The sequence below is a fragment of the Pectobacterium peruviense genome (assembly GCF_003312355.2).
GTDB lineage: Bacteria > Pseudomonadota > Gammaproteobacteria > Enterobacterales > Enterobacteriaceae > Pectobacterium > Pectobacterium peruviense.
This window is the reverse complement of the sequence record NZ_CP161826.1, coordinates 3,536,372-3,560,027: the sequence shown is the minus strand read 5'-3', so window position 1 is coordinate 3,560,027 and position 23,656 is coordinate 3,536,372. Positions and strand designations below refer to the sequence as shown.

At 53.2% G+C, this 23,656-nt stretch carries 24 protein-coding genes; 11 read left to right on the top strand and 13 right to left on the bottom strand.

Features of this window, described 5'->3' with window-relative positions:
* Nucleotides 1-7: 7 nt before the first annotated feature.
* Entirely contained in the window at nucleotides 8-1,201 is a 1,194-nt protein-coding gene (locus DUT67_RS16165; RefSeq protein ID WP_113627447.1) for a nicotinamide mononucleotide deamidase-related protein YfaY, read from the top strand.
* 340 nt (nucleotides 1,202-1,541) lie between these two features.
* Nucleotides 1,542-2,540: an IS110 family transposase gene (locus DUT67_RS16160; protein WP_113628142.1), complete on the top strand. Its 999-nt coding sequence runs from the start codon at nucleotides 1,542-1,544 to the stop codon at nucleotides 2,538-2,540.
* A gap of 16 nt (nucleotides 2,541-2,556) precedes the next feature.
* Here the strand turns inward: DUT67_RS16160 and DUT67_RS16155 are convergent, their stop codons facing one another.
* From DUT67_RS16155 to tesA, 4 genes are all read right to left on the bottom strand, one after another.
* The gene (locus tag DUT67_RS16155) at nucleotides 2,557-2,685 is read right to left on the bottom strand and encodes a hypothetical protein (RefSeq protein WP_258304631.1); all 129 of its coding nucleotides are present in this window, start codon (nucleotides 2,683-2,685) and stop codon (nucleotides 2,557-2,559) included.
* A 248-nt stretch (nucleotides 2,686-2,933) separates the two neighbouring features.
* Entirely contained in the window at nucleotides 2,934-3,794 is an 861-nt protein-coding gene (locus DUT67_RS16150) for a co-chaperone YbbN (protein WP_048259197.1), read from the bottom strand.
* 110 nt (nucleotides 3,795-3,904) lie between these two features.
* Nucleotides 3,905-4,675 carry an SDR family oxidoreductase gene (locus DUT67_RS16145; RefSeq protein WP_113632268.1) on the bottom strand — a complete coding sequence of 257 codons (771 nt, stop codon included), beginning with the start codon at nucleotides 4,673-4,675 and terminating at the stop codon, nucleotides 3,905-3,907.
* 28 nt (nucleotides 4,676-4,703) lie between these two features.
* Nucleotides 4,704-5,384, bottom strand: a complete 681-nt coding sequence (gene tesA / locus DUT67_RS16140; RefSeq protein ID WP_198528812.1) for a multifunctional acyl-CoA thioesterase I/protease I/lysophospholipase L1 — start codon at nucleotides 5,382-5,384, stop codon at nucleotides 4,704-4,706.
* On the opposite strand from tesA, the gene ybbA reads away from it, so the two are divergent.
* The 8 genes from ybbA (at nucleotide 5,310) to hybE (ending at nucleotide 15,002) form a co-directional block, all read left to right on the top strand.
* On the top strand, nucleotides 5,310-6,041 hold the full coding sequence (ybbA, locus tag DUT67_RS16135) for a putative ABC transporter ATP-binding protein YbbA (protein WP_113632269.1): 732 nt from the start codon (nucleotides 5,310-5,312) through the stop codon (nucleotides 6,039-6,041). The two genes, tesA and ybbA, sit on opposite strands and share 75 nt — an antisense overlap.
* Nucleotides 6,038-8,467 (top strand): putative ABC transporter permease subunit YbbP, encoded by a 2,430-nt coding sequence (ybbP, locus tag DUT67_RS16130; RefSeq protein ID WP_113632270.1) that lies wholly within the window; start codon nucleotides 6,038-6,040, stop codon nucleotides 8,465-8,467. The genes ybbA and ybbP overlap by 4 nt, the downstream gene beginning before the upstream one ends.
* A gap of 572 nt (nucleotides 8,468-9,039) precedes the next feature.
* Nucleotides 9,040-10,173 (top strand): hydrogenase 2 small subunit, encoded by a 1,134-nt coding sequence (gene hybO / locus DUT67_RS16125; protein WP_048259201.1) that lies wholly within the window; start codon nucleotides 9,040-9,042, stop codon nucleotides 10,171-10,173.
* A 3-nt stretch (nucleotides 10,174-10,176) separates the two neighbouring features.
* Nucleotides 10,177-11,187, top strand: coding sequence for a hydrogenase 2 operon protein HybA (gene hybA, locus DUT67_RS16120; RefSeq protein WP_113632271.1), 1,011 nt, complete (start codon nucleotides 10,177-10,179; stop codon nucleotides 11,185-11,187).
* Entirely contained in the window at nucleotides 11,174-12,373 is a 1,200-nt protein-coding gene (hybB, locus tag DUT67_RS16115; RefSeq protein ID WP_189339505.1) for a Ni/Fe-hydrogenase cytochrome b subunit, read from the top strand. The genes hybA and hybB overlap by 14 nt, the downstream gene beginning before the upstream one ends.
* The gene (gene hybC, locus DUT67_RS16110; protein WP_113632272.1) at nucleotides 12,351-14,045 is read left to right on the top strand and encodes a hydrogenase 2 large subunit; all 1,695 of its coding nucleotides are present in this window, start codon (nucleotides 12,351-12,353) and stop codon (nucleotides 14,043-14,045) included. Before hybB ends, hybC begins: the two co-directional genes overlap by 23 nt.
* Nucleotides 14,045-14,545, top strand: a complete 501-nt coding sequence (locus DUT67_RS16105) for a HyaD/HybD family hydrogenase maturation endopeptidase (RefSeq protein ID WP_113632273.1) — start codon at nucleotides 14,045-14,047, stop codon at nucleotides 14,543-14,545. The genes hybC and DUT67_RS16105 overlap by 1 nt, the downstream gene beginning before the upstream one ends.
* Nucleotides 14,529-15,002, top strand: coding sequence for a hydrogenase-2 assembly chaperone (gene hybE, locus DUT67_RS16100; RefSeq protein ID WP_113632274.1), 474 nt, complete (start codon nucleotides 14,529-14,531; stop codon nucleotides 15,000-15,002). Before DUT67_RS16105 ends, hybE begins: the two co-directional genes overlap by 17 nt.
* Before the next feature lie 61 nt (nucleotides 15,003-15,063).
* Here the strand turns inward: hybE and hypE are convergent, their stop codons facing one another.
* The 5 genes from hypE to hypA are packed head-to-tail and all read right to left on the bottom strand — an operon-like array spanning nucleotide 15,064 to nucleotide 18,691.
* Nucleotides 15,064-16,074: a hydrogenase expression/formation protein HypE gene (hypE, locus tag DUT67_RS16095; protein ID WP_113632326.1), complete on the bottom strand. Its 1,011-nt coding sequence runs from the start codon at nucleotides 16,072-16,074 to the stop codon at nucleotides 15,064-15,066.
* Entirely contained in the window at nucleotides 16,074-17,192 is a 1,119-nt protein-coding gene (hypD, locus tag DUT67_RS16090; RefSeq protein WP_113632275.1) for a hydrogenase formation protein HypD, read from the bottom strand. The genes hypE and hypD overlap by 1 nt, the downstream gene beginning before the upstream one ends.
* On the bottom strand, nucleotides 17,192-17,470 hold the full coding sequence (locus DUT67_RS16085) for a HypC/HybG/HupF family hydrogenase formation chaperone (RefSeq protein WP_113632276.1): 279 nt from the start codon (nucleotides 17,468-17,470) through the stop codon (nucleotides 17,192-17,194). Before DUT67_RS16085 ends, hypD begins: the two co-directional genes overlap by 1 nt.
* Entirely contained in the window at nucleotides 17,461-18,336 is an 876-nt protein-coding gene (gene hypB / locus DUT67_RS16080; RefSeq protein WP_113632277.1) for a hydrogenase nickel incorporation protein HypB, read from the bottom strand. The genes DUT67_RS16085 and hypB overlap by 10 nt, the downstream gene beginning before the upstream one ends.
* Before the next feature lies 1 nt (nucleotide 18,337).
* Nucleotides 18,338-18,691: a hydrogenase maturation nickel metallochaperone HypA gene (gene hypA, locus DUT67_RS16075; RefSeq protein ID WP_048259209.1), complete on the bottom strand. Its 354-nt coding sequence runs from the start codon at nucleotides 18,689-18,691 to the stop codon at nucleotides 18,338-18,340.
* Nucleotides 18,692-19,388: 697 nt separating this feature from the next.
* Between hypA and DUT67_RS16070 the strand changes: the two genes are divergently transcribed.
* A complete protein-coding gene (locus DUT67_RS16070; RefSeq protein ID WP_113632278.1) occupies nucleotides 19,389-21,368 on the top strand; it encodes a sigma 54-interacting transcriptional regulator in 1,980 nt (659 codons plus the stop codon).
* Nucleotides 21,369-21,419: 51 nt separating this feature from the next.
* Here DUT67_RS16070 and hycI read toward each other — a convergent pair whose 3' ends face one another.
* The 4 genes from hycI to hyfH are packed head-to-tail and all read right to left on the bottom strand — an operon-like array spanning nucleotide 21,420 to nucleotide 23,646.
* Nucleotides 21,420-21,902, bottom strand: a complete 483-nt coding sequence (hycI, locus tag DUT67_RS16065) for a hydrogenase maturation peptidase HycI (RefSeq protein WP_048259210.1) — start codon at nucleotides 21,900-21,902, stop codon at nucleotides 21,420-21,422.
* A gap of 4 nt (nucleotides 21,903-21,906) precedes the next feature.
* Nucleotides 21,907-22,329: a formate hydrogenlyase maturation HycH family protein gene (locus DUT67_RS16060; RefSeq protein WP_048259211.1), complete on the bottom strand. Its 423-nt coding sequence runs from the start codon at nucleotides 22,327-22,329 to the stop codon at nucleotides 21,907-21,909.
* Nucleotides 22,322-23,101, bottom strand: a complete 780-nt coding sequence (locus DUT67_RS16055; protein WP_113632279.1) for an NADH-quinone oxidoreductase subunit B family protein — start codon at nucleotides 23,099-23,101, stop codon at nucleotides 22,322-22,324. The genes DUT67_RS16060 and DUT67_RS16055 overlap by 8 nt, the downstream gene beginning before the upstream one ends.
* Nucleotides 23,098-23,646, bottom strand: coding sequence for a hydrogenase 4 subunit H (gene hyfH / locus DUT67_RS16050; RefSeq protein WP_113632327.1), 549 nt, complete (start codon nucleotides 23,644-23,646; stop codon nucleotides 23,098-23,100). Before hyfH ends, DUT67_RS16055 begins: the two co-directional genes overlap by 4 nt.
* Nucleotides 23,647-23,656 lie beyond the last annotated feature (10 nt).

The following is a 23,656-nucleotide window of genomic DNA, read 5'->3' as shown; positions in this document are numbered from 1 at the left end:
TGAAAAAATGCTTAGGGTTGAGATGTTATGTACCGGCGATGAAGTGCTGCATGGTCAGATTATTGACACCAATGCAGCCTGGCTGGCGGATTATCTGTTTCAGCAGGGACTACCGATGACCAGCCGGATGACGGTGGGTGACGAGCTCGATGCGCTGGTGACGGCGATAACACAGCGTAGCCAGATAGCCGATATCCTGATTGTGAATGGCGGCTTAGGGCCGACCAGCGACGATCTCAGCGCATTGGCAGCGGCCACCGCAGCAGGTGAAGGGCTGGTTGAGCATGCCGAATGGCTGGCGCGTATGGAGGCTTTCTTTGTCGAGCGCGGCAGAGTGATGGCGCCCAGCAACCGCAAACAGGCACAAATCCCCGCCAGTGCGGAGATGGTGGATAACCCGGTGGGCACCGCCTGTGGTTTTGCGCTTCAATTGAACAAATGCCTGATGTTTTTTACGCCGGGCGTACCCTCTGAATTCAAGGTCATGGTCGATCAGCAAATTATGCCGCGTCTGCGCGAGCGTTTTGCTGTCGCAGATGCGCCGCTGTGCTTGCGTTTGACCACTTTTGGGCGCTCCGAGAGCGATCTGGCAAGCCAGTTGGATGGCATGGCATTACCGCCGGGCGTGGTGTTGGGCTACCGTTCCTCTATGCCGATTATCGAGCTGAAATTGACTGGTCCAGCGGCACAGAAGGAAAAAATGGAGCAGCTGTGGGAAACCGTGCGCACCGTCGCAGGGGAAAATGCCATCTTTGAAGGCACTGAAGGGCTACCGGCACAGTTGGCTCGACGTCTTGCCGAACGTGATATGACGTTAGCGGTGAGTGAACATTTCACTGCTGGGTTGCTCAACTGGCAGCTCCAGTCTGCAAGCGTTCCGCTGGCGGGCGGAGAATTGTTGGCAAACGCTCAAGACACCAGCCTATCTGGGCTAGTTGACTATGCACGCCATCTGGCAGAGCGCCAAGGCGCATCGTTAGCGCTGGTGGTCGGTAGTCGGGACGATGCTGAGCTTTCCTTGGCTCTGCATACGCCCGAAGGATCTTTCGCCCAAACGATACAGTTCAACGTGCAGCGCTACAGTCTGAAAACCCATCAGGAAGTCGTTGCGATGCTGGCGATGAATATGTTGCGCCGCTGGCTAAACGGCTGGCCAGTGTACGGCGGGCACGGTTGGATCTCGGTGCTGAAGACGCTGTAGTCAGCGAGGAATTGAGGATCTGATCCTAATGCTGCCTCTTAGCCACATTTCTATTCGGCTTTCGGGGCAGTTTCGTGCGCGATAGTACCGTTATTTTCATGCTACTTCGTAGCACGCGCCCGACAGGGGGCGGCTTGTATCTTTCTCATGTAGTGATTAGCTATCACTACATGAAACAGAGTGAGCTTCCAAGGGGCGCCAAGGCTATAACCTTGCGATTGAGTTTAAGCCCTCTGTTTCACCTTTCACGCCAGCATTAACATTGAACGGTTACCTAGAGCACTGACTCTGGATGTACAAGCGGAACGGGCGTGACGGCTTCAGTGAAAGGGGGGACATTATGTATTACGTCGGCATTGATATCAGTAAACGTTTTATCGATGTGTGCTTATTGGTTGATGGCATTAAAGGTAAACGGAAGACGAAAGTGTTACCCAATGGCCCCAACTCAGCACAGGCTTTGGCTCAATGGTTAACCCTGCAAAAATGTGAACCGAGCCAAGCTCATATCATCATGGAAGCGACGGGCATTTATCACGAACACCTCGCTTATGGCCTTCATCTGGCTAACATTCTTGTGTCAGTGGCAAATCCCCATCGAGTGCGTGAATTTGCCAAAGGAATGGGGATATTGACGAAAACGGATAAAGTGGATGCCTATGTTCTGGCGTGCTATGGCTACCTGAAACAACCAGAAAATTGGGTTCCGCCTTCGCAAGAAATAAGAAAACTCAGGGCATTATTGCAGCACAGGGATAGCGTGCTTGATGATAAACAACGCGTAGAAAATCGGCTGAGCACGTTGAAATCCACAGTGGCCCCGGAAGAAGTCCTGACCTCGCTGGAGTCGATTGAACGAAATTTAAAGGATGAGCTGGCAAGGATTGAACGCCTGATAGCGGAGCATATAGATAAGCATCCCAGGCTAAAAAACGACCTGAAACTTCTGCAATCGATTGATGGAGTTGGAGAGCAAATCGGGTGGAATATGTTAGCCATCATCCGGGGTAATCACTTCAGGAGTGCGGAACAGGTGGCGGCGTATCTGGGGGTTATCCCTGTAGAGAGACGTTCAGGCACCTCGGTGTGTGGCAGAGCCAGATTGTCTAAAATAGGGCCGCCGGGCATCCGGGCAAAGCTGTATATGGGAGCCATAGCGGCTATCAGTTGGAACAGTCATGTGAGAGCGCTCTATGAAAGATTGCGGCTAAAAGGAAAAGCGAAGATGGTGGCGATAGGGGCGGCGATGAGGAAACTGGTGCATCTGTGTTATGGCGTGCTGCATACGCAGCAGCCCTATGACAAAAATTATGGGATGACGACTCATAAAAATGCTTGACCGGCAACACGGTTACTCAAGCGCCGCTCGCCCCGTGACCCCAGGCTTTTTGGCGTGAATTACGCCGCTGCGCGGTGCCTTCGTCGATCGTTCCCGCTTTCGAGCCGCCAGTGACGCGTTTACTCGCCCCATAAATGGGACTCACCCTTCGGGCCAGCACAAGTGCTGTTCAAAAACGTTTCTGACGTTTTTGTCCGACGCGGCACAGGCTTTCGCGGCGTCCATGCCGCTCACTCGGCGGTAACGCTCACCTCAGCGCAATTTTTACGCCGGGCAAACCTGCCCGAAACCATCGAATCAATTCAGCATAAAACGATGAAAAAACAACGGTGCTGATACTTGTTTGAAAATAAGAAGGCCAGAATCAACGTTCTGGCCTTTTTCACAAGAGAATTAATACAGCAGCGAATAAAGCTGACGACGGTAGCGGGCGGCGAGGGCGTCGCTGGTGCCGAGGGCGGCCATGATGTCCATTAGCGTTTTACGTGCGCTGCCGTTAGCGACGGCCAGATCTTTCTTCAGGAATCCCATCAGCAGTTCAAGCGCTTCTTCATTACGACCAACCTGATGCAGTTGCAGAGATAGCTGCACTGCCAGATCTGCATTTTGCGGGTCCGCGTCCAACTGCTGCTGCAAATGCTGAATTTCTGGTGTATCTGCTGCCTGTTTCAGCAACTCAATCTGAGCGACGAGGCTGTGATAGCGAGTGTCTTGATCTTGCAAAGGAATGGTAGCCAACACGGCTTCGGCGTCTTCACTGCGTTTAATTTGAATCTGTACTTCCGCCAACATCAGGCCGATGTCGCTGCGCTGCTGGCTGAGTTGCCAGGCGTCTTTCAGCAACTGCATTGCTTCCGGCAGTTTGTCTTCCTGAATCAGCTGCTGTGCCTGAGCGACTTTTAGCTCTTCTTCTTTCGGCAGTGCGCGTTTCAGCAATTCGCGAACCGCTTCTTCCGGCTGTGGGCCTTGAAAACCATCCAGCGGCTGTCCGTCTTTAAACAGATAAACGGTTGGGATTGAGCGCAGGCCAAACTGGGCGGCTACGCGCTGCTCGGCATCACAGTCAACCTTCGCCAGAACAAACTGTCCTGCGTATTCCTGCGCCAGCTTGTCCAGCACTGGCTCCAGTTCCAGGCAGTGTTGGCTACGCGCCGACCAGAAGTAAAACAGGACGGGCAGTGTCGCGGAGTGTTCCAAAACCTGATTTAGGTTGGATTCGTTAACGTCAACGATAGTCGCTTGTTGTTCTAACATGAGTATTCTCTCTTACTTCTTGAATTCGTTTGATCTTTAGATGGGGCCTGTTGATGTGACTTACAAGCCTCGTGCAGAGGTGAGTGCGCAATACGTCACCCTCTGTCGCCTTATCCTCGTAATACTTTATCCAGCAGACACCCCGGTAACAGACGACGCAGCCAGGTTAAGGCGTGAGCCACCAGCGTTACGGGGTAGCGTAATTTAGGTCGTGAACTTTCCAGCGCATGATGGAGTTTCGGCAGTATCGCTTCCGGCGGCAACGTGAAGCGTTTGGCGATACCGGGATTGGTGACCGGCTTGTCCGTCTGCGTTTGCGCCACGTTATCAGTAAAGCGTGTGCTAATCGGGCCGGGTTCGATCAGGCTGACGCGCAGCCCGCTGCCGTGGAGCTCCATGCGCAACGCATCCGACCAGGCTTCCAGTGCATATTTGCTGGCGGCATACGCGCCGCGTCCCGGCGTGGACACCAGCCCCATGACCGAACTGGTCTGGATGATACGGCCTTCGCCGTGTGGCAGCATTGCGGGCAATAGCAACTGCGTGAGCTGATGCGTGCCGAACAGATTGCTGGAAAACTGCTGTTCGAGCTGCTGGCGTGAAATCGTATTGAGTGGCCCATACAGGCCGTATCCGGCGTTGTTAAACAAACCATACAGACGGTTATCGGTCAGTCTGATCACGTTCGCAGCGGCCTGTTCAACGCTGGCGCTGTCATCCAGATCGAGCGTGATTGCTTCCAGACCCAACGCGGCAAGACGCGTGACATCCTCTACGCGACGGCAGGCCGCAATCACACGATAACCGCGTTTTTGCAAATCCTGCGCGGCAATCAGGCCAATGCCGCTAGAGCAACCGGTAATGAAGACCGTTTTTTGCATAACTTTACCTAATTCAAAAGCCTATTTATTAAGACTCATGGTTAACTAAGGGTTCCAGCTGCTTCGCCATCCATTCTGCGATAAACGGTTGTGCATCACGGGTTGGATGGATGCCATCTTCCATCATCCACTCCGGTTTAAGATACACCTGCTCCATAAAGAAAGGCAGCAGAGGAAGCGCAAACTGCTCCGCAAGTTTGGGGTACATATTGCTGAATGACTCGGTGTAGCGGCGGCCATAGTTGGTTGGCAAACGAACCTGCATGAGCAGCGGCTTAGCGTTAGCCTGTTTGACTAGCGTAATGATTTTCGCCAGATCCTGCTCGATATTGGGTGCAGGAAACCCCCGAAGCCCGTCATTGCCGCCCAGTTCAATCAACACCCAACGCGGCTGATGTTGTTTCAGTAGAGCAGGGAGGCGTGCCAGCCCCTGTGCGGTGGTATCGCCGCTAATGCTGGCATTAACCACGGCGATGCCTTTTTTCTGCGTCTGCCACTGCGTGTTCAGCAGCGTTGGCCAGGCGTTAGCGGCTGGCATCTGGTAGCCCGCACTGAGGCTATCGCCCAGAATTAATAATGTGTCAGCGGCGAAAGCGCGTACGCTGCATAATCCCAGAAGCAAAAGGACGAAAACATGTTTGCGAAGACCAGCCCAGCGAGTGCTACGCCAAGCAAAACTGCGCACGTAGAAAACATTCTTGAAGTTCATCATCTTAGTAAGCACGTTGGTCAAGGAGAGAATCGGCTTTCCATCCTTACCGGAGTTGAGCTCATTGTCAAACCTGCGCAGACAATTGCCCTGATTGGCGAATCCGGCTCCGGTAAGTCAACCTTGCTGGGGATTCTGGCTGGTCTGGATGATGGCTCCGAAGGTGAGGTTAGCCTGATGGGCAAATCGCTGAACGCACTGGACGAAGAAGGTCGCGCGGCACTGCGTGCTCAACACGTCGGTTTTGTCTTCCAGTCTTTCATGCTGGTGCCGACGCTGAACGCGTTGGAGAACGTGCAATTGCCTGCGTTGCTGCGCGGTGAAAGCGACAGCCACAGCCGTGGGCAGGCCGAGCAACTTCTGCAACAGCTCGGGCTGGGTGAGCGCTTACATCATCTTCCCGCCCAGCTTTCTGGCGGTGAACAGCAGCGTGTGGCGCTGGCGCGTGCGTTCAGCGGTCGTCCTAACGTGCTGTTTGCCGATGAGCCCACCGGGAACCTAGATCGTAAAACCGGTGAACGCATCGTTGATTTGCTGTTTTCCCTCAATCGAGATTATGCCACTACGTTAATTCTGGTGACGCACGATGAGCAACTGGCGGCACGCTGCGAGCGACGTCTGCGGTTAGTCGACGGCAAACTGCGGGAGGATGCATGATCTGGCGGTGGTTCTGGCGCGAATGGCGCTCTCCTTCCTTACTGATTGTCTGGCTGGCGTTAACGCTGGCGGTGGCCTGCGTGCTGGCGCTGGGTACGATCAGCGATCGCATGGAAAAAGGGCTCAGTCAGCAGAGCCGTGATTTTCTGGCGGGTGACCGCGTGCTGCGTGCATCGCGACCTGTCGCGGATACCTGGCTTCTGGACGCGCAGCAGCGCGGGCTGACGCTCAGTCGGCAGATCTCCTTTATGACCATGACGTTCGCGGGCGATACGCCGCAACTGGCGCAGGTTAAGGCTACCGACCAGCGCTATCCGCTGTACGGCAATTTGCAGACGCGTCCTGAGGGGCTGCATGCCGAAGCGGGAACGGTGCTGGTGGCCCCGCGCCTGCTGGCGCTACTCGGCTTGAACGTCGGTGACATGCTGGACGTCGGCGATACCTCGTTGCGTATTAGCGGTGAACTGATTCAGGAACCGGATTCCGGCTTTAATCCGTTCGAAACCGCGCCGCGTATTCTGATGAATCTGGACGATGTCGAGAAAACAGGGGCGATTCAGCCGGGCGGCCGCATTACCTGGCGCTACATGTTTTCCGGCAATGAAAAACAGATTAGTGAGTTCAGTAACTTCATCAAGCCACAGCTCAAGCCCGATCAGCGCTGGTATGGCATGGAAGATTCTGAAGGCGCGCTGAGCCAGTCGTTAAAGCGGTCACAGCAGTTCTTGTTGTTGTCGGCGTTGCTCACGCTGCTGCTGTCTATCGCCGCCGTTGCAGTGGCGATGGGGCATTACTGCCGCAGCCGCTATGATTTGGTCGCTATTCTGAAAACATTGGGAGCAGGTAAACAAGCGCTGAGGCGTTTAATCATCGGCCAATGGCTCTCTGTGCTCGGGCTGGCGGCGGTTTGCGGTAGCGTGCTTGGGCTGGGATTTGAAGCGCTGTTGATGAAAATGCTGGCTCCGGTGCTACCTGCTGCATTGCCAGCCTCTGGGCTATGGCCGTGGGTATGGGCGTTGGGATCGCTGGTGTTGATTTCGCTGTTGGTTGGGCTAAGGCCGTATCGACTGCTATTGGCGACACAGCCACTGCGCGTGCTGCGTCAGGATGTGGCGGCGAACGTGTGGCCGCTGCGCTACTACCTGCCGATTGTTGTGCTTATTGTTGTCGGCCTGCTGGCCGTGTTGTCCGGCGGCGGCGTGCTGCTGTGGTCGCTGCTCGGTGGTGTTGCTGTACTGTCGCTACTGTTGGGCGTTATCGGTTGGGGCGGGCTGCTGCTGTTACGGCGTTTGACGGTTAAACGACTGGCGTTGCGTCTGGCTATTAATCGCCTGTTGCGTCAGCCGTGGTCGACGCTCAGCCAACTGGCCGCATTTTCTCTGTCCTTCATGCTATTGGCGCTGCTGTTGGTGATGCGTGGTGATTTGCTGGATCGCTGGCAGCAGCAGTTGCCGCCGGGTAGCCCGAACTATTTCCTGCTGAACATTACGGCAGAACAGGTGCCGCAGGTGAGGGATTTTCTCTCTCAGCATAATGTGATGCCAGAGCAGTTCTTCCCGATTATTCGCGCGCGTCTGACGGAGATTAATCAACAGATCGCGACGGAAGTGATCCATGAGGACGATCCGGGTGGTAACACGGTAAACCGTGAATTGAACCTAACGTGGATGAATGGGATTCCACAACATAACGTGCTGGTGGAAGGGGAAGCGCCGAAGGCGGGCGAAGTCTCGATGGAAGCGAAAGAAGCCAAAGAGATGGGCATCAAGATTGGTGATACGCTGACCTTTACTGGTGATACGCAGCCGTTTAGCGTCACGGTGACCAGCTTCCGTCAGGTGGACTGGGAAAGTCTGCGCCCGAACTTCTTCTTTATTTTCCCCGTGGGGGCGTTGGATAACCAGCCACAGTCCTGGCTGACCAGCTTCCGTTACGATGGCGATGAGAAGATGATTACCCAAATGAATCGTCAGTTCCCGACGGTGAGCGTGATGGATATCGGCAGTATTCTGCGTCAGGTAGGGCAAGTCTTGCAGCAGGTCAGTCGTGCGCTGGAGATTATGGTCATACTGGTGCTGTTCTGCGGTGTCTTGCTGCTGCTGGCACAAATTCAGGTCGGGATGCGTCAACGGCGTCAGGAGTTGATGGTGTACCGGACGCTGGGTGCGGGATTACGCTTGTTGCGCACTACGCTGTGGTGTGAGTTCGCGGTACTGGGTTTGGTGGCTGGAACCGCGGCGGCGATTGGTGCTGAATCGGCCCTGTGGCTGTTACAGCGGAAGGTCTTTAACTTTGCCTGGGAACCGAATGTCACGATGTGGATAACGCTTCCGTTAATCGCGGCGTTCCTCCTCTCGCTCTGTGGTGGTTGGCTGGGTGTGCGGCTACTGCGCGGCAAAGCGTTATTCCGGCAGTTCGCGGGGTAACGATTGCATACCGCCATACTTCAAGCGGCATAGGCGTTGGTTTTGTTACTTGGCCCATTCGTGGGCCTTATCCTAAAGGGGTAACGCCTTGCGTTATTCAAAACGCTAACGTTTTTCCCCGCATTTCTAATTATTTAGAATATATAACGTCAAATACTCGATATTAGCGATGTGCTGATTTGGTGGCTAGAGTTAATTATTTCAGACCGGTTTTATTTTAAAGTATTGTTATTTTCGCTGGAGGAAATAATAACGACGAAAGTGTCATTCTTATAAGTTCGCCTCTTTTTTATTTATCAAACGGGAATGCTTTTTATTTGAGAGTCATAAGATTCTGCGATAAATGACGCCCATAAAATAATAATGATTATTATTTCCTTCCGATAGTGCTTTCCATGTGTCAACACCAGTGAGGTAACTGAAGCGATCTTACTCATGTTTTTATGAATAATAAATTTTTGATGATTAAAAAATGATGCAAATCAATTCGATGTTATGTGCAAGGAGTAATCAGTATTGCCATTAAGTTTGTAGTGAGTTGCTCACTGGCTAACTGAAGGTATGTAAGAATAATGACTGAAGAAAATAAAATGTTTTTCCGTGAGGGTGTCAATCGTCGTGATTTCATGAAGCTGTGCGCTGCGCTGGCTGCCACCATGGGGCTGAGCAGTCGAGCGGCGGCTGATATCGCTTCCTCGGTGAGTTCTTCTGCGCGGCCACCCGTTATCTGGATTGGAGCACAGGAATGTACAGGCTGTACGGAGTCTTTATTACGGGCGACTCACCCGACTATTGAGAGTCTGTTGTTAAACGTTATCTCTATGGAATATCACGAAGTGCTTTCGGCAGCGTTTGGTGAGCAGGCGGAGGAAAACAAACACCACGCTATTGAGAAATACAAAGGCCAATATGTGCTGGTTGTGGATGGATCTATCCCCATAAAGGATGGTGGAATCTACTGCATGGTGGCCGGTAAGCCAATAGTTGACCACATTCGCGAAGCCGCGCAGCACGCCGCAGCGATCATCGCAATTGGGTCTTGCTCCGCATGGGGCGGGGTTCCTGCAAGCGGTGTTAATCCTACCGGCGCGGTCAGTTTGCAGGAAATCCTGCCTGATAAAACGGTCATCAACATCCCTGGCTGTCCCCCTAATCCGCATAACTTCCTGGCCACCGTCGCCCACATCATTACCTATCAGCGTCCCCCTGCGCTTGATGCGAAAAACCGTCCCGAGTTCGCCTACGCCCGTCTGATTCATGAGAATTGCGAGCGCCGCCCGCATTTCGATGCGGGGCGTTTTGCCAAACAGTTCGGTGATGACGGCCATCGACAGGGGTGGTGTCTGTACCACCTCGGCTGCAAGGGGCCGGAAACGTACGGTAACTGCCCGACTCTGGAGTTCTGTGATGTCGGTGGTGGCATATGGCCGGTCGGAATCGGCCATCCATGCTATGGCTGCAATGAGCAAGGTATCGGTTTTACTAAAGGGATAGCTCAACTCGCCAGCGTCGAAAACCCCACACCGCGTAATGCCAAACCAGACGTGATGAGTCAGGAAGGGGGGAATGTCAGCCTGAGCACGGTCGGGTTGCTTGGCGGTGTTGTGGGGCTGGTGGCTGGCGTCAGTTTGATGACGGTGAAAGAGCTGGGGCGGCAACAAAAGACCAATCGTAACGATGGTGATCAGCCCTCGCGCAAGGAGTAAGCCGTGGACAGACGTAATTTTCTAAAACTGGCTACTGGCGGGATGATGACGGTCGGCATCGCCCCCTCTGCGTTGGCGAAAGCAGAGAACAAGCCGCCAATTCCGAACTCGCTTGGCATGCTGTATGACTCAACGCTGTGCGTGGGGTGTCAGGCATGCGTCAGCCAGTGTCAGCGCATCAACCATAGTGATGCACCGCATGGGGCGACCTACGCCTATGCGGGCACGGAACCGATATGGTCGAACAACGATAAGCTCAGCCCCTACACCAACAACATTATTCAGGTGTGGAGTGATGGGAGCGGCGTACATAAAGACCAGACGGAAAACGGTTATGCCTATATCAAAAAACAGTGCATGCACTGTGTGGATCCCAACTGTGTATCCGTTTGTCCGGTGCAAGCATTACGTAAAGACGCCCATACAGGCATCGTGCATTACGATCCCGATGTGTGTACCGGTTGCCGTTACTGCATCGTGGGGTGCCCGTTTAATGTGCCGAAATATGACTATGACGACCCGTTCGGAAAAATTCACAAGTGTGAGCTTTGCAATCAGAAGGGCGTTGAGCGGTTGGATAATGGAGGGTTGCCGGGGTGTGTTGAAGTCTGCCCGACGGGGGCGGTGATTTTCGGCACGCGGGAGCAACTGCTGGACGAAGCTAAAATGCGCCTTGCAGGGAAAAGAGGAGAGCCTTACCGGTTTCCACGCCAGACATTGCAGGGGAACGATCGGTACGAACATCCTCTTCCACATTACCAGCAACATGTGTACGGCGAGTTGGAGGGGGGCGGAACACAGGTGCTGGTGTTGACTGGCGTACCGTTTGAAAACTTAGGGTTGCCACCGCTGGATAGCCTATCAACGGGGGCGCGTTCCGAACATGTACAGCACTCCTTGTATAAAGGCATGGTTCTGCCGTTTGCTGCACTGGCAGGGATCACTTTCCTGGTGCAGCGCAACATGGGTAAGCACGATCAGGACGAAAAAGAGGATGAACATGACGATGCATAAAACGAGCCCCCTTGGCGGGCGGCTGGTGAGTTGGCCCGTGATGTTGCTGGCACCTTTCATTGTGTTGTGCCTGTTGTTGATCGTGAAAAGGCTGGTGCTGGGGATTGGTTCCGTTTCCGATTTAAATGGTGGCTATCCATGGGGTATCTGGATTGCTTTCGATCTGTTGGTCGGAACCGGTCTGGCGTGTGGTGGCTGGGCATTGGCTTGGGCTGTCTATGTTTTTAACCGCGGCGAATATCATCCATTGGTGCGTCCTGCGCTGCTGGCTAGTCTGTTCGGTTACTCACTCGGCGGGTTATCCATCACGATCGACGTGGGGCGTTACTGGAATCTGCCCTACTTCTTCATTCCCGGTCATTTCAATACGTCGTCAGTGCTTTTTGAAACGGCAGTGTGTATGACGATATACATCGGCGTGATGGTGTTGGAATTTGCTCCGACGCTGTTAGAGCGCTTGGGGTGGAAGGTTTCGCTCAGGCGGTTGAATAAGTTGATGTTTTTTGTTATTGCGCTGGGGGCTTTGCTGCCATCAATGCATCAGTCATCTATGGGTTCGCTGATGATTGCCGCGGGTATCAAGGTGCACCCGCTATGGCAAAGCTACGAAATGCTGCCGCTGTTCTCGCTGTTAACCGCTGCTATTTTGGGATTCTCAATTGTGATTTTTGAAGGATCTCTGGTTCAGGCGGGCCTTAGGGGGAAAAGCGTTCAGGAGACACCGTTATTTACTCGGTTGACCCGCACCATCGATATTCTACTGTTGTTGTTTATTGTACTGCGCTTCGGGGAGCTTATTGCGCGAGACAAGACCGCGTATTTGTGGCACATCGATCGTTTCGCCCTTTCATTCTGGGTGGAAACACTGCTGCTGGCGATCCCTCTGCTGCTTTTTCGCCGGAAGAATAATCGTCGCGACCCTCGCTTGTTGTTTATCGGTGCGCTGTGCATGGTCTTTGGTGCGGCGTTCTGGCGTCTGAATTATTCCCTATTGAGTTACAACCCAGGCAACGGCTACGGCTATTTCCCAACATTCAGCGAGCTGCTGATATCCATCGGTTTTGTGGCAATAGAAGTCTGTGCCTACATCCTGTTGATCCGGTTGTTGCCAGTGTTGCCTGTGCATCAACACAAAAATGAAAATAAATCGTTAGAGGTAGAGCATGAGCCAACGCATCACCATTGATCCCGTCACCCGTATTGAAGGGCATCTGCGCATCGATTGCGAAATTGAAGACGGCAAAGTGGTTAAAGCCTGGTCATCCGGCACCATGTGGCGCGGTATGGAGGAGATAGTCAAAGGCAACGATCCGCGCGATGCGTGGATGATTGTGCAACGTATTTGTGGGGTGTGTACCACCATTCATGCGTTGGCCTCTGTGCGGGCGGTGGAAAATGCACTGGGGATGGAAGTGCCGGTCAACGCCCAATATATCCGTAATATCATCGCGGCGGCGCACAGTATTCATGACCATATCGTGCACTTCTACCAACTTTCTGCGCTGGATTGGGTTGATATCACTTCGGCACTACAGGCCGACCCGAAAAAAGCCGCAGATCTGCTAAAAGGCCTGTCAAACTGGCCGCTGAACAGTGAAGCAGAATTTGCTCAGGTGCAGCAGAAGATTAAAAATCTGGTCGGTAGTGGCCAGCTCGGTATTTTCGCTAATGGCTATTGGGGACACCCGGCGATGTCGTTGCCGCCGGAGATTAACCTGATTGCCGTCGCTCACTATTTGCAGGCGCTGGAGTGTCAGCGTGATGCCAACCGGATAGTCGCGATTCTGGGGGGAAAAACGCCGCATATTCAGAATCTGGCCGTTGGCGGCGTGGCAAACCCTATCAATCTTGATTCACCGGGCGTGCTGAATTTGGAACGCCTGATGTATCTGAAATCCTTTATCGATCGTCTTGGTGATTTCATCGAACAGGTTTATTTGGTCGACACGGCAGTTATCGCTGCTCATTATCCTGAGTGGTTCACTGTGGGGCGAGGAGCCGACTGTTATCTCTGTGTACCAGAACTGCCTGTCGATCGTAAAAGTGAGACGTTCCTGATGCCGGGCGGGTTTCTGGATAATGGAAAATTTCGTCCGATAAACAATCCGCATGATGAATACCTGCTCAAGGGGATCGAGGAAAGTGGCAAACATGCCTGGTATCAGGATGATCAGCCGCTGGCTCCTTGGGAGGGGTTGACCCGCCCGAATTACACCGGCTGGCAGGATGACGGTAAATATTCCTGGGTGAAATCGCCAACCTTCTACGGCAACGCGGTAGAAATGGGGCCTTTGGCGTGGCTGCTGTGTAATCTGCGAGCTGGCTATCAGCCCGCACAGCATTATTTCACACGCGCCAATGATATTTACAAAACGCTAACCGGTAACGTAATGACGGAGGAGCAACTGCCATCAACGTTGGGGCGGGTTTTAGGGCGCACCGTACATGCCTGCGTGCTGCATGACACGCTGGCACAGCAGTGGCAGGCGCTGGTGACGAATATCGGTAATGGCGATCATGAAACGTTTATTCCCCCTAACATTCCTGATAAAGGTGAATTCCGCGGTGTGGGCTTTATTGAAGCACCGCGCGGTGCGCTGTCACACTGGGTGGTTATCAAAGATGGCAAAATAGCCAACTATCAGGCGGTTGTGCCTTCAACCTGGAATGCGGGGCCGCGCAATTTTAACAATGAGCCTGGCCCTTATGAACGTTCTCTGGTGGGGACGTCGGTGGCAGATCCGTACAAACCGCTGGAAGTCGTGCGAACGATTCATTCGTTCGATCCCTGTATGTCCTGCGCCGTGCATCTTGTCGATACCACCGGTCAGGAAGTGACCAAGGTTAGGGTGCTGTGATGAGCATTCTGGTGCTGGGGATTGGCAACCTGCTGTTGGGCGATGAGGCCGTGGGCGTTCGCATTATTGAAGCGCTTGAGCAGCGCTACCGTTTGCCGGAGCACGTCGAGGTATTGGATGGCGGCACGTCAGGAATGGAACTGATGGACGTAATGGCAAACCGTGATCACCTGATTGTGGCCGATGCGGTTCTGGCTGATAGCCCACCCGGCAGTGTCGTGGAACTGCATGATGAGGAAATCCCCGCGTTCTTTACCCGCAAAGTGTCGCCCCATCAGCTCGGGCTTTCCGATGTACTGATGGCGCTACGGCTGACGGAGGAATTCCCACGCCGGTTGACGCTGGTGGGCGTTGTGCCTGCATCGCTTGAACCCGGTATCGGCCTGACGGCCTTGGCCAGTCGGGCGATTGAGCCTGCGCTGGCTCAGGTTCTGGCGGCGTTACGGTCTAGCGGCGTGGTCGCCGAGTTGCGGGAGGCGTCTGATGCCGGATGTTGTTAACGGGTTTCAGCACAATCCAGCTGCACAGTTAGAAACGGCTTTTCAGGCGATCGCGGAGAGGGAAATGCAGTCTTTGCCCTTTTTTCAGCCTCAGATTCCGGTGTCCGCGTGCGGATTTCAACTGTTTGAGCACCAGTGGATTGGCTGCATGTTGACGCCTTGGATGCTGAGCTTGCTGGTACTGCCCGGCCCGGATCAGTGCTGGCTACGACGGACTGTCGGGGAATCGCTGGGGCTGAGCCTGCCTTGCGGCGATATCCGCTTTACTGTGGGTTATGTTGACGGATGTGGACAATATCTGGCTTCATCTCTGATGTCACCGTTGAAGAAAACCCTGACGGCGGAAGCGATGCTGACGCTGGCAGAACAAACCGCTCGCATGGCACTTTCCTTACCTGTGGTGGACGGCAATATGCCTACCAGTCGAGGTCGTAGGGCATTTTTTCATCTCTCGTAGAAGTGTATAAGTCAGTGAGAGCACGCTGGCGTTATCCGCCAGCGTTTTCACGATGTGCATGCTAACAAATGCGCGGTAAAGGCTCCGCATGAGGAAGATCCAGCGTGCGCTTCACGCTGTAAAGCCCGGTTATGCGTACACCTTTCCGTTCGGTTACTTCGCCAATCAACGCCGCATCACATCCCAATGGGTGCTGATGTAGGGCCTCCATCACGGCGGACGCGGATTCTCGGCGGGTAATAATGACCACTTTACCCTCATTGGCGAAATTTAGCGGATCCAGTCCCAGCAGTTCGCACACGCCGCGAACAACGGGTTTTACTGGCAACTGCGCCTCGATAATGTCCATCCCATATCCGCTGCTGGCTGCAAATTCATGTAGCACGGCATTCACACCACCACGTGTGGCATCGCGTAGCGCTTTGACGCCGGGTATCGGTAGCAGCGTTTGAATCAGGGGAGTTAACACCGCACAGTCGCTGGCGAGCTCACCTTCCAGACCAAGCTGTTCGCGCAGATTGAGGATCGTCGCCCCGTGATCGCCCAGCGTTCCGCTGACGATAATGACATCGCCTTTGTCGATCTGATGGGTTCCCCAGCACACCTGATGGGGAATGGCACCGATGCCTGCCGTGTTAATAAAAATTTTATCCGCCGCGCCGCGCGGAACCACTTTGGTGTCGCCAGTGACGATATCCAGACCCGCTTCCTGAGCGGTTTGCGCCATGCTGCGCACGATAGTTTCCAGCATCTCCAAACTTAACCCCTCTTCGAGGATAAAGCCGCAGGAGAGCCAGCGTGGTCGCGCACCGCTAACGGCAATATCATTGGCTGTGCCACAGATTGCCAGTTTTCCAATATTCCCACCGGGAAAGAATAACGGATCAATGACATAGCTGTCGGTAGAGAAAGCCAGCCTGTCACCGCTGGCAGTGAGCTCCGCCAGCGATAAGCGTGCCGCATCTTCTTGTTCTGCGAGCCATGGATTAGAGAAGGCCTCTATAAACAGGCTAGAAATCAACTGTTGCATCGCTCGGCCGCCGCTGCCGTGGGCGAGGGTAATGGTTTTCATCATGCTGTCTCCTGTGCGCGATATTGATACCAGGCGGCGCACGCGCCCTCAGAAGAAACCATCAGCGCGCCGAAGGCACTTTGTGGCGTGCAGATTGTGCCGAAGAGCGAGCATTGATGGGGTTTACAGCGTCCGGTTAATACGTCTCCACAGCATGCCCGCGGATCGTCACTGGTTTCTTGCGGCTGTAGGCGAAAATAACGTTCCGCATCGAACTGCTGGTAATCTGGGGTTAATGTCACGCCGGATTCACCAATAATCCCCAGACCACGCCATTCGGCGTCACCTTTCAGCATGAAAACATCCGCTATCGCTTTTTGCGCTAGCGTGTTGCCTGCATCTGGCACCACACGGCGGTACTGGTTTTCAATATCAGGTTGACCGGCGAGTTTTTGCTCGATCAACATGAGAACACTTTGCAGCAGGTCAACCGGTTCAAATCCCGCTATGACCAACGGGCGCTGGAATTCAGTGGCGATAAACTGGTAAGCATCAACCCCGATTACCATGCTGACATGTCCCGGTGCGATAAAAGCGTCAATGCTGTTATCCGGCTGTAACAGCAGGCTGCGTAGGGTGGGGATGATAGTAATGTGCTGACAAAAAAGGTAAAAATTGTCGACGCCATCGGCCTTGGCTTGTTGCAGGGTGAGTGCGGTTGCTGGCATGGTGGTTTCAAACCCTAGGGCGAAAAACACCACGTTGCGCTGTGGATTATCGCGAGCCAGTTTTAGTGCATCCAGAGGGGAGTAAACCACGCGGATGTCTGCGCCACGGGCGCGGGCATCCAGCAAAGAGCCATTTTTCCCCGGAACACGGAGGGCGTCGCCGAAGGTACAAAAAAGCGTTTCTGGATGGCTGGCTATCTCAAGGCAGTTGTCGATACGCCCCATCGGCAGGACGCACACCGGGCAGCCTGGGCCGTGAATAAATTCAATATTTTCCGGCAACAGTTGATCAATACCAAAGCGGTATATCGCGTGCGTATGACCTCCGCAGACCTCCATAATGCGCAACGGACGCTGTTTGGTATAAGAAAGCATCGGGGCCCGCTGGTTAAGGTGGGCAATAAGCGCCATCACTTTCTCGGGATCGCGGTATTCATCGACAAGATGCATTAGCGCTGATCCTCACCGTACAGCAACACGCCGACATCGGGTTCGACGCCAAACATCTTTTGTAAAATCTCCAGCGTGTTGCGGGCTTCCTGTTCGTCAATCACGCTCATGGCGAAGCCGACATGCACCAATACCCACTGATCAATTCGCGACTGGCCATCGTCGTCATATGCGCCGACTAATAACATGTTCACTTCGCGGCGAATGCCGCAAACATCGACCCAGGCAGCACTGTCGCCGATAAGCTCTTTTACCTGACCGGGAACGCCTATGCACATTGCTGTTGCGCCTCCAGCCACGTTAACCACTGCTCCATACCGTCCCCTTTGGTGGCGGAAACCAGCAGGATTTCAATATCCGGGTTAACCTCACGGGCGTAGGCTAGACATTTTTCAACGTCAAAATCGAGATACGGCAGCAAATCCACTTTGTTCAGTAGCATTAGGGAAGCCGCTGCAAACATATGTGGATATTTTAGCGGCTTGTCTTCTCCTTCCGTGACGGAAAGAACCACCACCTTGTGACGTTCACCCAGATCGAAACTTGCAGGGCACACCAGATTGCCAACGTTTTCGATAAACAGTATCCCATTATTCGCCAGCGGTAGACGCTGCATGGCGTCATGGATCATTTGTGCATCCAGATGGCAGCCTTTTCCGGTGTTGACCTGAATGGCAGGTGTACCTGTTTCGCGGATACGGGCGGCATCGTTGCTGGTTTGTTGGTCGCCTTCAATAACAGCACATTCGGCGCGACCGCGCAGGCGTCGCAGTGTTTCCGTCAATAGCGTGGTTTTGCCGGAACCGGGGCTGGATACCAGATTGAGCGCCAACTGCTGTCTGGTGGAAAACTGCGCGCGATTGTGGGCGGCGATCTGGTTGTTTTTATCAAGAACATCGATTTCTATTTGCAGCATTCGGCGCTGCGTCATTCCCGGTGCGTGGGTTCCCGCTTCCCCATGTCCGTAGTGCAAATCTCCCGAACGGGTTTCCTTAGGTATAAAAGAAGGTGTTTTCAGTCCGGTAATCTTTATGGCTGGATGCACGGCTGGTGCAAAAGGGGCACTGCGAAAAGCGGAATGGGGATTATGTTCATCCCCTTCGATATAGCGGTTACCTTCGCCGCAACCACAGGTTGTACACATATTAAATCTCCTGTTCTATTTCCATGCGTTTGAGCTGGATGCCATCGTCTGCCACAATTCGCAGGTTATCGCCCTGACATTGCGGGCAGCGACGTACCTGGATGGTTAACAGCGTGACAGACTGTTGGCAGTCGTAGCACCAGCACTCTGCTTCCTGCTGGTGGAGATGGAGCTGGCATCCTTCCGCCAGCGTGCGGCGACATACCATGCCAAAACAAAAATCGAGGGCGCTGGTTTCAACGCAAGAAAAAGCGCCAATCTCTAGCCAGACGGCTGTGACCTTTTTGGCCCCGTGTTGTTGGGCTTGTTGTTCAATGATTTCGATGGCGCGCTGACAAAGCGTGAGTTCATGCATAATGTCTCCGAAGCAAAACCATACCGCTGTAAGCGATAGGCCATACTTGTCCGGCTGCTTTTTCTGCCTTAAGAAGTTCTATTTTCTCAGCTACTGAAACCCTTTTTTTTGATGCTGTCGGGTATTGTGATGAGATTTCGCCCAAATCTTTCCAGCGGTGGGATGAAAAGTAAGGCTAATAAGAGACTCACTGCCAAAGAGGTATGCGGGAAGCAATACGCGTGCCGTTGTTTTTGACGGCATTCTATTATTGCTCATCAATATAAGAATGTGCGGTATGTGAGAGTTTAATTATATTCCGGTAACAAGTGCCGATGATTTCATAATAAATGAGTTTTTTATGACTGGTTGGTATATATCATGCTTAAAGTCTATGGGGTGCAATATTATCGTCGTGTTGTTGTATTATTCTCTATCGTTATAATAAATTAATTTATCGGCAGGTTATAGGAATAATACTGCGATATGTAGCGAATGTTATTACGCCATCCCAAAGGTAGAGTAATGTTTCTTAGTTAATGTTTTATTAATAATTATTTATCATGCTATGTTTTTTACTCTACAAAAAATGTAGGCGCTAAACGTGAGAAAATAAAATATTGTGTCAGATCAAAGTACCGGGTACTGTCGATTTTATTATTTTCCCACCTCCTTATAATTAGCGCATCTTAATTCGGAAGTGGTAGCTAAATCCCCGATGATTTCACTAAATACTTCCCGAGTTGCTGGCAACTGGGATATCCGGCGCGAGAAACTGGTCGATATCGCGGAGGCATTGCTCCGCCAGCAGGATCCACTCTCCGTTTTATCGGTCCTGACCGCGCTATCCTCTGGGTTCGTTTTCTTCCAGTCGGCTACGTTGTCGTTGCCCAGCTATGGTTTCTGGCAGCAGAATGTCACGCAGGAAACACCACAACAGGATGAGTTTTGCACTGGTGGTGGACACTGTACCGTGCCACTAAATGGTACGAGTCTATTACAGGGGGAATTGAGTTTTATTCGTTCCCGTGGTGGACATTTTACGCCAGAAGAGCTTGGTTTTCTGCGTCAGGTGGCCTGCCTTGCTGGCGGAGTGCTTTCCCATATTTGCCACAACAAAACCTTGCTTGATGAGTCCCAGCAGATGCGACATCAGCGCGATCATTTCCGCATTCTGGTCGATATTACGAACTCGGTGCTATCTCATCTGGAGATGGATGCGCTGGTGCAGGAGGTCTCACGGGAGATCTACCGTTTTTTTGGTGTTCAGTATATTGCGATGGCGCTCAGCAACAGTGAAAAAACCGCTGATTTCCGCCTGTGGTCGACCTATTATCCCCCTGATTCCCCGGTATCCCGCCATCAGAGTACATTTCCTCGTGCGAAATCGTTAACTGAGCACGTTCTACACAGCCACGAGGTCGTCGTGCTCAATCTTGACGACGATCGCTGCCAACAGGCTCACGATATTTTTTTTGATGAATTGCGTTCTCGCCAGTTGTCTACGGTGTGTCTGTTGCCGCTTTCTTTCAATAGTGAGCCGCTAGGTGTGCTGGTTCTGGCTTATGAGCAAGCGGATTTTTTTCATGACAATCATCTGAATTTGTTGCAGCAAATAGCGGCTCGTATCGGCATCGCTGTGGATAACGCCGATGCTTACGGTCAGATTTCGCGTCTGAAAGATACCCTAAAGAATGAAAATATCTGGCTCAATGCGCGTATTCAGAACACGGATGCCGAGGGCGATATCATATATCAAAGCGCTCAGATGCGGTCGGTATTGGAGCAAATGAGTATGGTGGCGACGAGCGACAGTACCGTACTGATCCTCGGGGAAACCGGTACGGGTAAAGAGCTGATTGCACGGGCTATCCATAAGATGAGCTATCGCCATAAGGGGGCGATGGTAAAAATGAACTGTGCCGCGGTGCCTTCCGGTCTGTTGGAAAGCGATCTATTTGGGCATGAAAAAGGGGCATTTACTGGCGCTTCCACGGTTCATATCGGGCGTTTTGAAATGGCGGAAGGCGGCTCGCTGTTTTTGGATGAAATTGGCGATATGCCGCTTGAGCTTCAGCCCAAGCTGTTGCGGGTGCTACAGGAGAGGGAAATCGAGCGGCTAGGGAGTAATAAGGTCATCCCAGTCGATGTACGCCTGATTGCCGCAACCAATCGCGACCTGAAACAGATGTCTATGGATCGCGAATTCAGAAGCGATTTGTATTACCGGCTGAATGTTTTCCCGATCTCTATTCCGCCGCTACGCGAACGGCCTGAAGATATTCCTCTGCTGGCGAAATTCTTTGTCCAGAAAATTGCGCATAGAATGAAACGTAGCATAGACAACATTCCGGCGCAGGCGCTGCGCCAGCTCTGCCAGTATCCCTGGCCGGGAAATGTGCGCGAGCTGGAAAATGTCATCGAAAGGGCGGTGATCCTGACCCGAGGTTCAACGCTGAATTTGCAGATGCACGAGCTGAATGTGTCTGTACCGTCGGTATCGGTGAAAGAGAATAAAATTGCTCTGACACCGCCGCCAGAAAACGATGAGACTGAACGTCAGCGCATCATTCAGGTGCTGCGAGAAACCAACGGCGTGGTGGCTGGACCACGTGGTGCGGCCCTGCGGTTAGGGCTGAAACGCACCACGCTGCTTTCGCGTATGCAGCGGCTGGGGATTTCGATATACGATTTATAACCGTTTGACGGGTAAATAGCCGGAGCATGGCTCCGGCATCATGCTAGCAGGCTAGGCTTCTTCAACCGTGAGTTGAGCAAACGGGCCGTCACCTTCCCATTCCGGCAGTTTCCGATACACGGTTTCCACTGCCTGTTTGATTTTTTCCGTCATCGGGTAACAAAACCCGACAATATCTGGCTGAATCCCCAGAAAAATAACATCTGGAACCGTCTCTTTTAATCGCTCTATTAAGAAGTTAAGCGGCATGTTGTGCGTGCTCATCATAAACATTTCGGCAATGTCGTCTGGGTCGATAAGTCGTATGTCGCCCGGCATTAAGCCCATATCGGCAGCATCCACAATGAGTACCCGGTCGGGGTGTAACGCCTGAATGTGATGCGTCATATCTTCCGGCGTAGCGCCGCCATCAATGGGAATCCAGCCCGTAATCGGGCCGGCCGCCATCATTTCCGCCAGCAGCGGGCCGGCACCGTCGTCACCCATCATTTTGTTACCGACGGTCAGAAGGATATCAGGTGTGGTATGTGTCATCGGTTCATCCTACTTTATTGGCAATCTGTTTTTTTACGATGAGATAAATAGCGGGTTCTTGCTGAATTTCTGCCAGCAGACGCAGTAGTGTGGTACTCCAGGTTTTAAACGGCTCCAACTGCCTTGTTTGCGCCAACGGGGCCAGCGCGTGGGCCAGCATGTCGACGTGCGTGCTATCAATATAAATTTCTCCGAAGGTCAGCAGACCGTTCATTTTGCGCTGTGCGTCTCCGGTGCCGAGCATGGCTGTCCACTGCGGATAGCGATCGAGATCGCAGGTCAACTCGGCTTTCAGGCAATCGATCACGCCAACATGGTGGCCAATCGCCAGTGAGTAATACATCACCTGCTGGGGCTGTTCGGGCACAGATTCACTGTCGAGAAATTTCTGGCGCAGCGACCAAAAGATAACCTGATCCTCAGACATTCGGTGCCTCCCGCAATAGCTGCATCAGGCTCTGTACGATTTCACGCAGGCGTGGGTCGTTTTCCTCGCTGAGCCAGACATCCAGTTTTTGGGCGGCAGTAGAGAGATCGGAGCCCGCCAGCAGAGTCAGTAACCGATCGCTGATTTCACGGCCTTGCCGATATCCAGCCAGTCGACGGGCTTCCCGCTCAACCATAACGCGTGTCGCCAGCGGTATGGTGGGCAGCAGAGTTTCCGCGCGCTCTCCCGGCAACTGAATGTGGTCTTGCCCTTTCAGTTTTTGCTCCAGCAGGCCGAGTGCTACGGCAAAGCCGTGGATCGTCGCGGCGGGTGTCGGCGGGCAGCCAGGGATCCAGACATCGATAGGGACAATGCTTTCACTGCCGCCCCATACGCAATACAGGTCGTGGAAAATGCCACCGCCGCAGCCGCACGCCCCGTAGGAGATACAAATTTTAGGGTCCGGCGCAGATTCATAGGCTCGCAGGGCGGGAACCCGCATTGCGCGGGTGACCGCACCGGTAAACAGTAAGATATCGGCGTGACGCGGCGAGGCCACCACTTTGATACCGAAACGTTCGGCATCAAAGATAGGCGTAATCGCGGCGAAGATTTCGATTTCGCAACCGTTACAGCCACCACAGTCAACGCGATAGACGTAAGCCGAACGCTGAATATCTTTCAGCAAACGGCCTTTCAACTGGGCAGCCTGCTCATCGAGGGTAATGGGCTGGCTGACATGATGGTTTATTTTCATTTTTGGCTGGCTCATTTTGCCTCTCCAATGTGATAACTCAGATTGGTGCGACCGTGATGATTCAGACTTTGTTCACGTTTGCAGGCCGGACAGGTTTCAAACTGGGGTCGCATTTCTTCTATGCTCTCAGCATCAATACCGGAATGGGCCAGCAGCGCCATGGCATATTCCACCGATTTCTCTGCGGCGAAGGGCTGACTGCACACTCGGCACTTCAGCAGCGTGAAGGTAGCGCGGGTGTATAAGTCCGGCTTGTGGGTTACGGCCAATTCAAAATCTGCTGATAGCTGAATGGCGCGAGTTGGGCACACTTCTTCGCAGCGGCCGCAAAAGATGCAGCGCCCAAGAAACAACTGCCAGGTGCGGGCACCTGTCTCAATGTCGGTTTCCATGGTCAGCGCATTGGCTGGGCAGGCGATGGTGCAGGCACCGCAGGCGATGCATTGCTGGGCGTCGTATTCCGGTTTACCGCGAAATCCAGGGCAAACCTCCAGAGGCGCAAACGGGTATTTGACGGTGACATTGCCAGCCTGCCAGATGGTTTTAAATAATTTCAGCATCATTCATCCC

Bases quoted from the DNA above. Each gene is read 5' to 3' on its own strand.
- DUT67_RS16165 (WP_113627447.1), top strand. From the start codon at position 8: ATGCTTAGGGTTGAGATGTTATGTACCGGCGATGAAGTGCTGCATGGT.
- DUT67_RS16160 (WP_113628142.1), top strand. From the start codon at position 1,542: ATGTATTACGTCGGCATTGATATCAGTAAACGTTTTATCGATGTGTGC.
- DUT67_RS16150 (WP_048259197.1), bottom strand. From the start codon at position 3,794: ATGTTAGAACAACAAGCGACTATCGTTGACGTTAACGAATCCAACCTA.
- DUT67_RS16145 (WP_113632268.1), bottom strand. From the start codon at position 4,675: ATGCAAAAAACGGTCTTCATTACCGGTTGCTCTAGCGGCATTGGCCTG.
- ybbA (WP_113632269.1), top strand. From the start codon at position 5,310: ATGTTTGCGAAGACCAGCCCAGCGAGTGCTACGCCAAGCAAAACTGCG.
- tesA (WP_198528812.1), bottom strand. From the start codon at position 5,384: ATGAACTTCAAGAATGTTTTCTACGTGCGCAGTTTTGCTTGGCGTAGC.
- ybbP (WP_113632270.1), top strand. From the start codon at position 6,038: ATGATCTGGCGGTGGTTCTGGCGCGAATGGCGCTCTCCTTCCTTACTG.
- hybO (WP_048259201.1), top strand. From the start codon at position 9,040: ATGACTGAAGAAAATAAAATGTTTTTCCGTGAGGGTGTCAATCGTCGT.
- hybB (WP_189339505.1), top strand. From the start codon at position 11,174: ATGACGATGCATAAAACGAGCCCCCTTGGCGGGCGGCTGGTGAGTTGG.
- hybC (WP_113632272.1), top strand. From the start codon at position 12,351: ATGAGCCAACGCATCACCATTGATCCCGTCACCCGTATTGAAGGGCAT.
- DUT67_RS16105 (WP_113632273.1), top strand. From the start codon at position 14,045: ATGAGCATTCTGGTGCTGGGGATTGGCAACCTGCTGTTGGGCGATGAG.
- hybE (WP_113632274.1), top strand. From the start codon at position 14,529: ATGCCGGATGTTGTTAACGGGTTTCAGCACAATCCAGCTGCACAGTTA.
- hypE (WP_113632326.1), bottom strand. From the start codon at position 16,074: ATGAAAACCATTACCCTCGCCCACGGCAGCGGCGGCCGAGCGATGCAA.
- hypD (WP_113632275.1), bottom strand. From the start codon at position 17,192: ATGCATCTTGTCGATGAATACCGCGATCCCGAGAAAGTGATGGCGCTT.
- DUT67_RS16085 (WP_113632276.1), bottom strand. From the start codon at position 17,470: ATGTGCATAGGCGTTCCCGGTCAGGTAAAAGAGCTTATCGGCGACAGT.
- hypB (WP_113632277.1), bottom strand. From the start codon at position 18,336: ATGTGTACAACCTGTGGTTGCGGCGAAGGTAACCGCTATATCGAAGGG.
- hypA (WP_048259209.1), bottom strand. From the start codon at position 18,691: ATGCATGAACTCACGCTTTGTCAGCGCGCCATCGAAATCATTGAACAA.
- DUT67_RS16070 (WP_113632278.1), top strand. From the start codon at position 19,389: ATGATTTCACTAAATACTTCCCGAGTTGCTGGCAACTGGGATATCCGG.
- hycI (WP_048259210.1), bottom strand. From the start codon at position 21,902: ATGACACATACCACACCTGATATCCTTCTGACCGTCGGTAACAAAATG.
- DUT67_RS16060 (WP_048259211.1), bottom strand. From the start codon at position 22,329: ATGTCTGAGGATCAGGTTATCTTTTGGTCGCTGCGCCAGAAATTTCTC.
- DUT67_RS16055 (WP_113632279.1), bottom strand. From the start codon at position 23,101: ATGAGCCAGCCAAAAATGAAAATAAACCATCATGTCAGCCAGCCCATT.
- hyfH (WP_113632327.1), bottom strand. From the start codon at position 23,646: ATGCTGAAATTATTTAAAACCATCTGGCAGGCTGGCAATGTCACCGTC.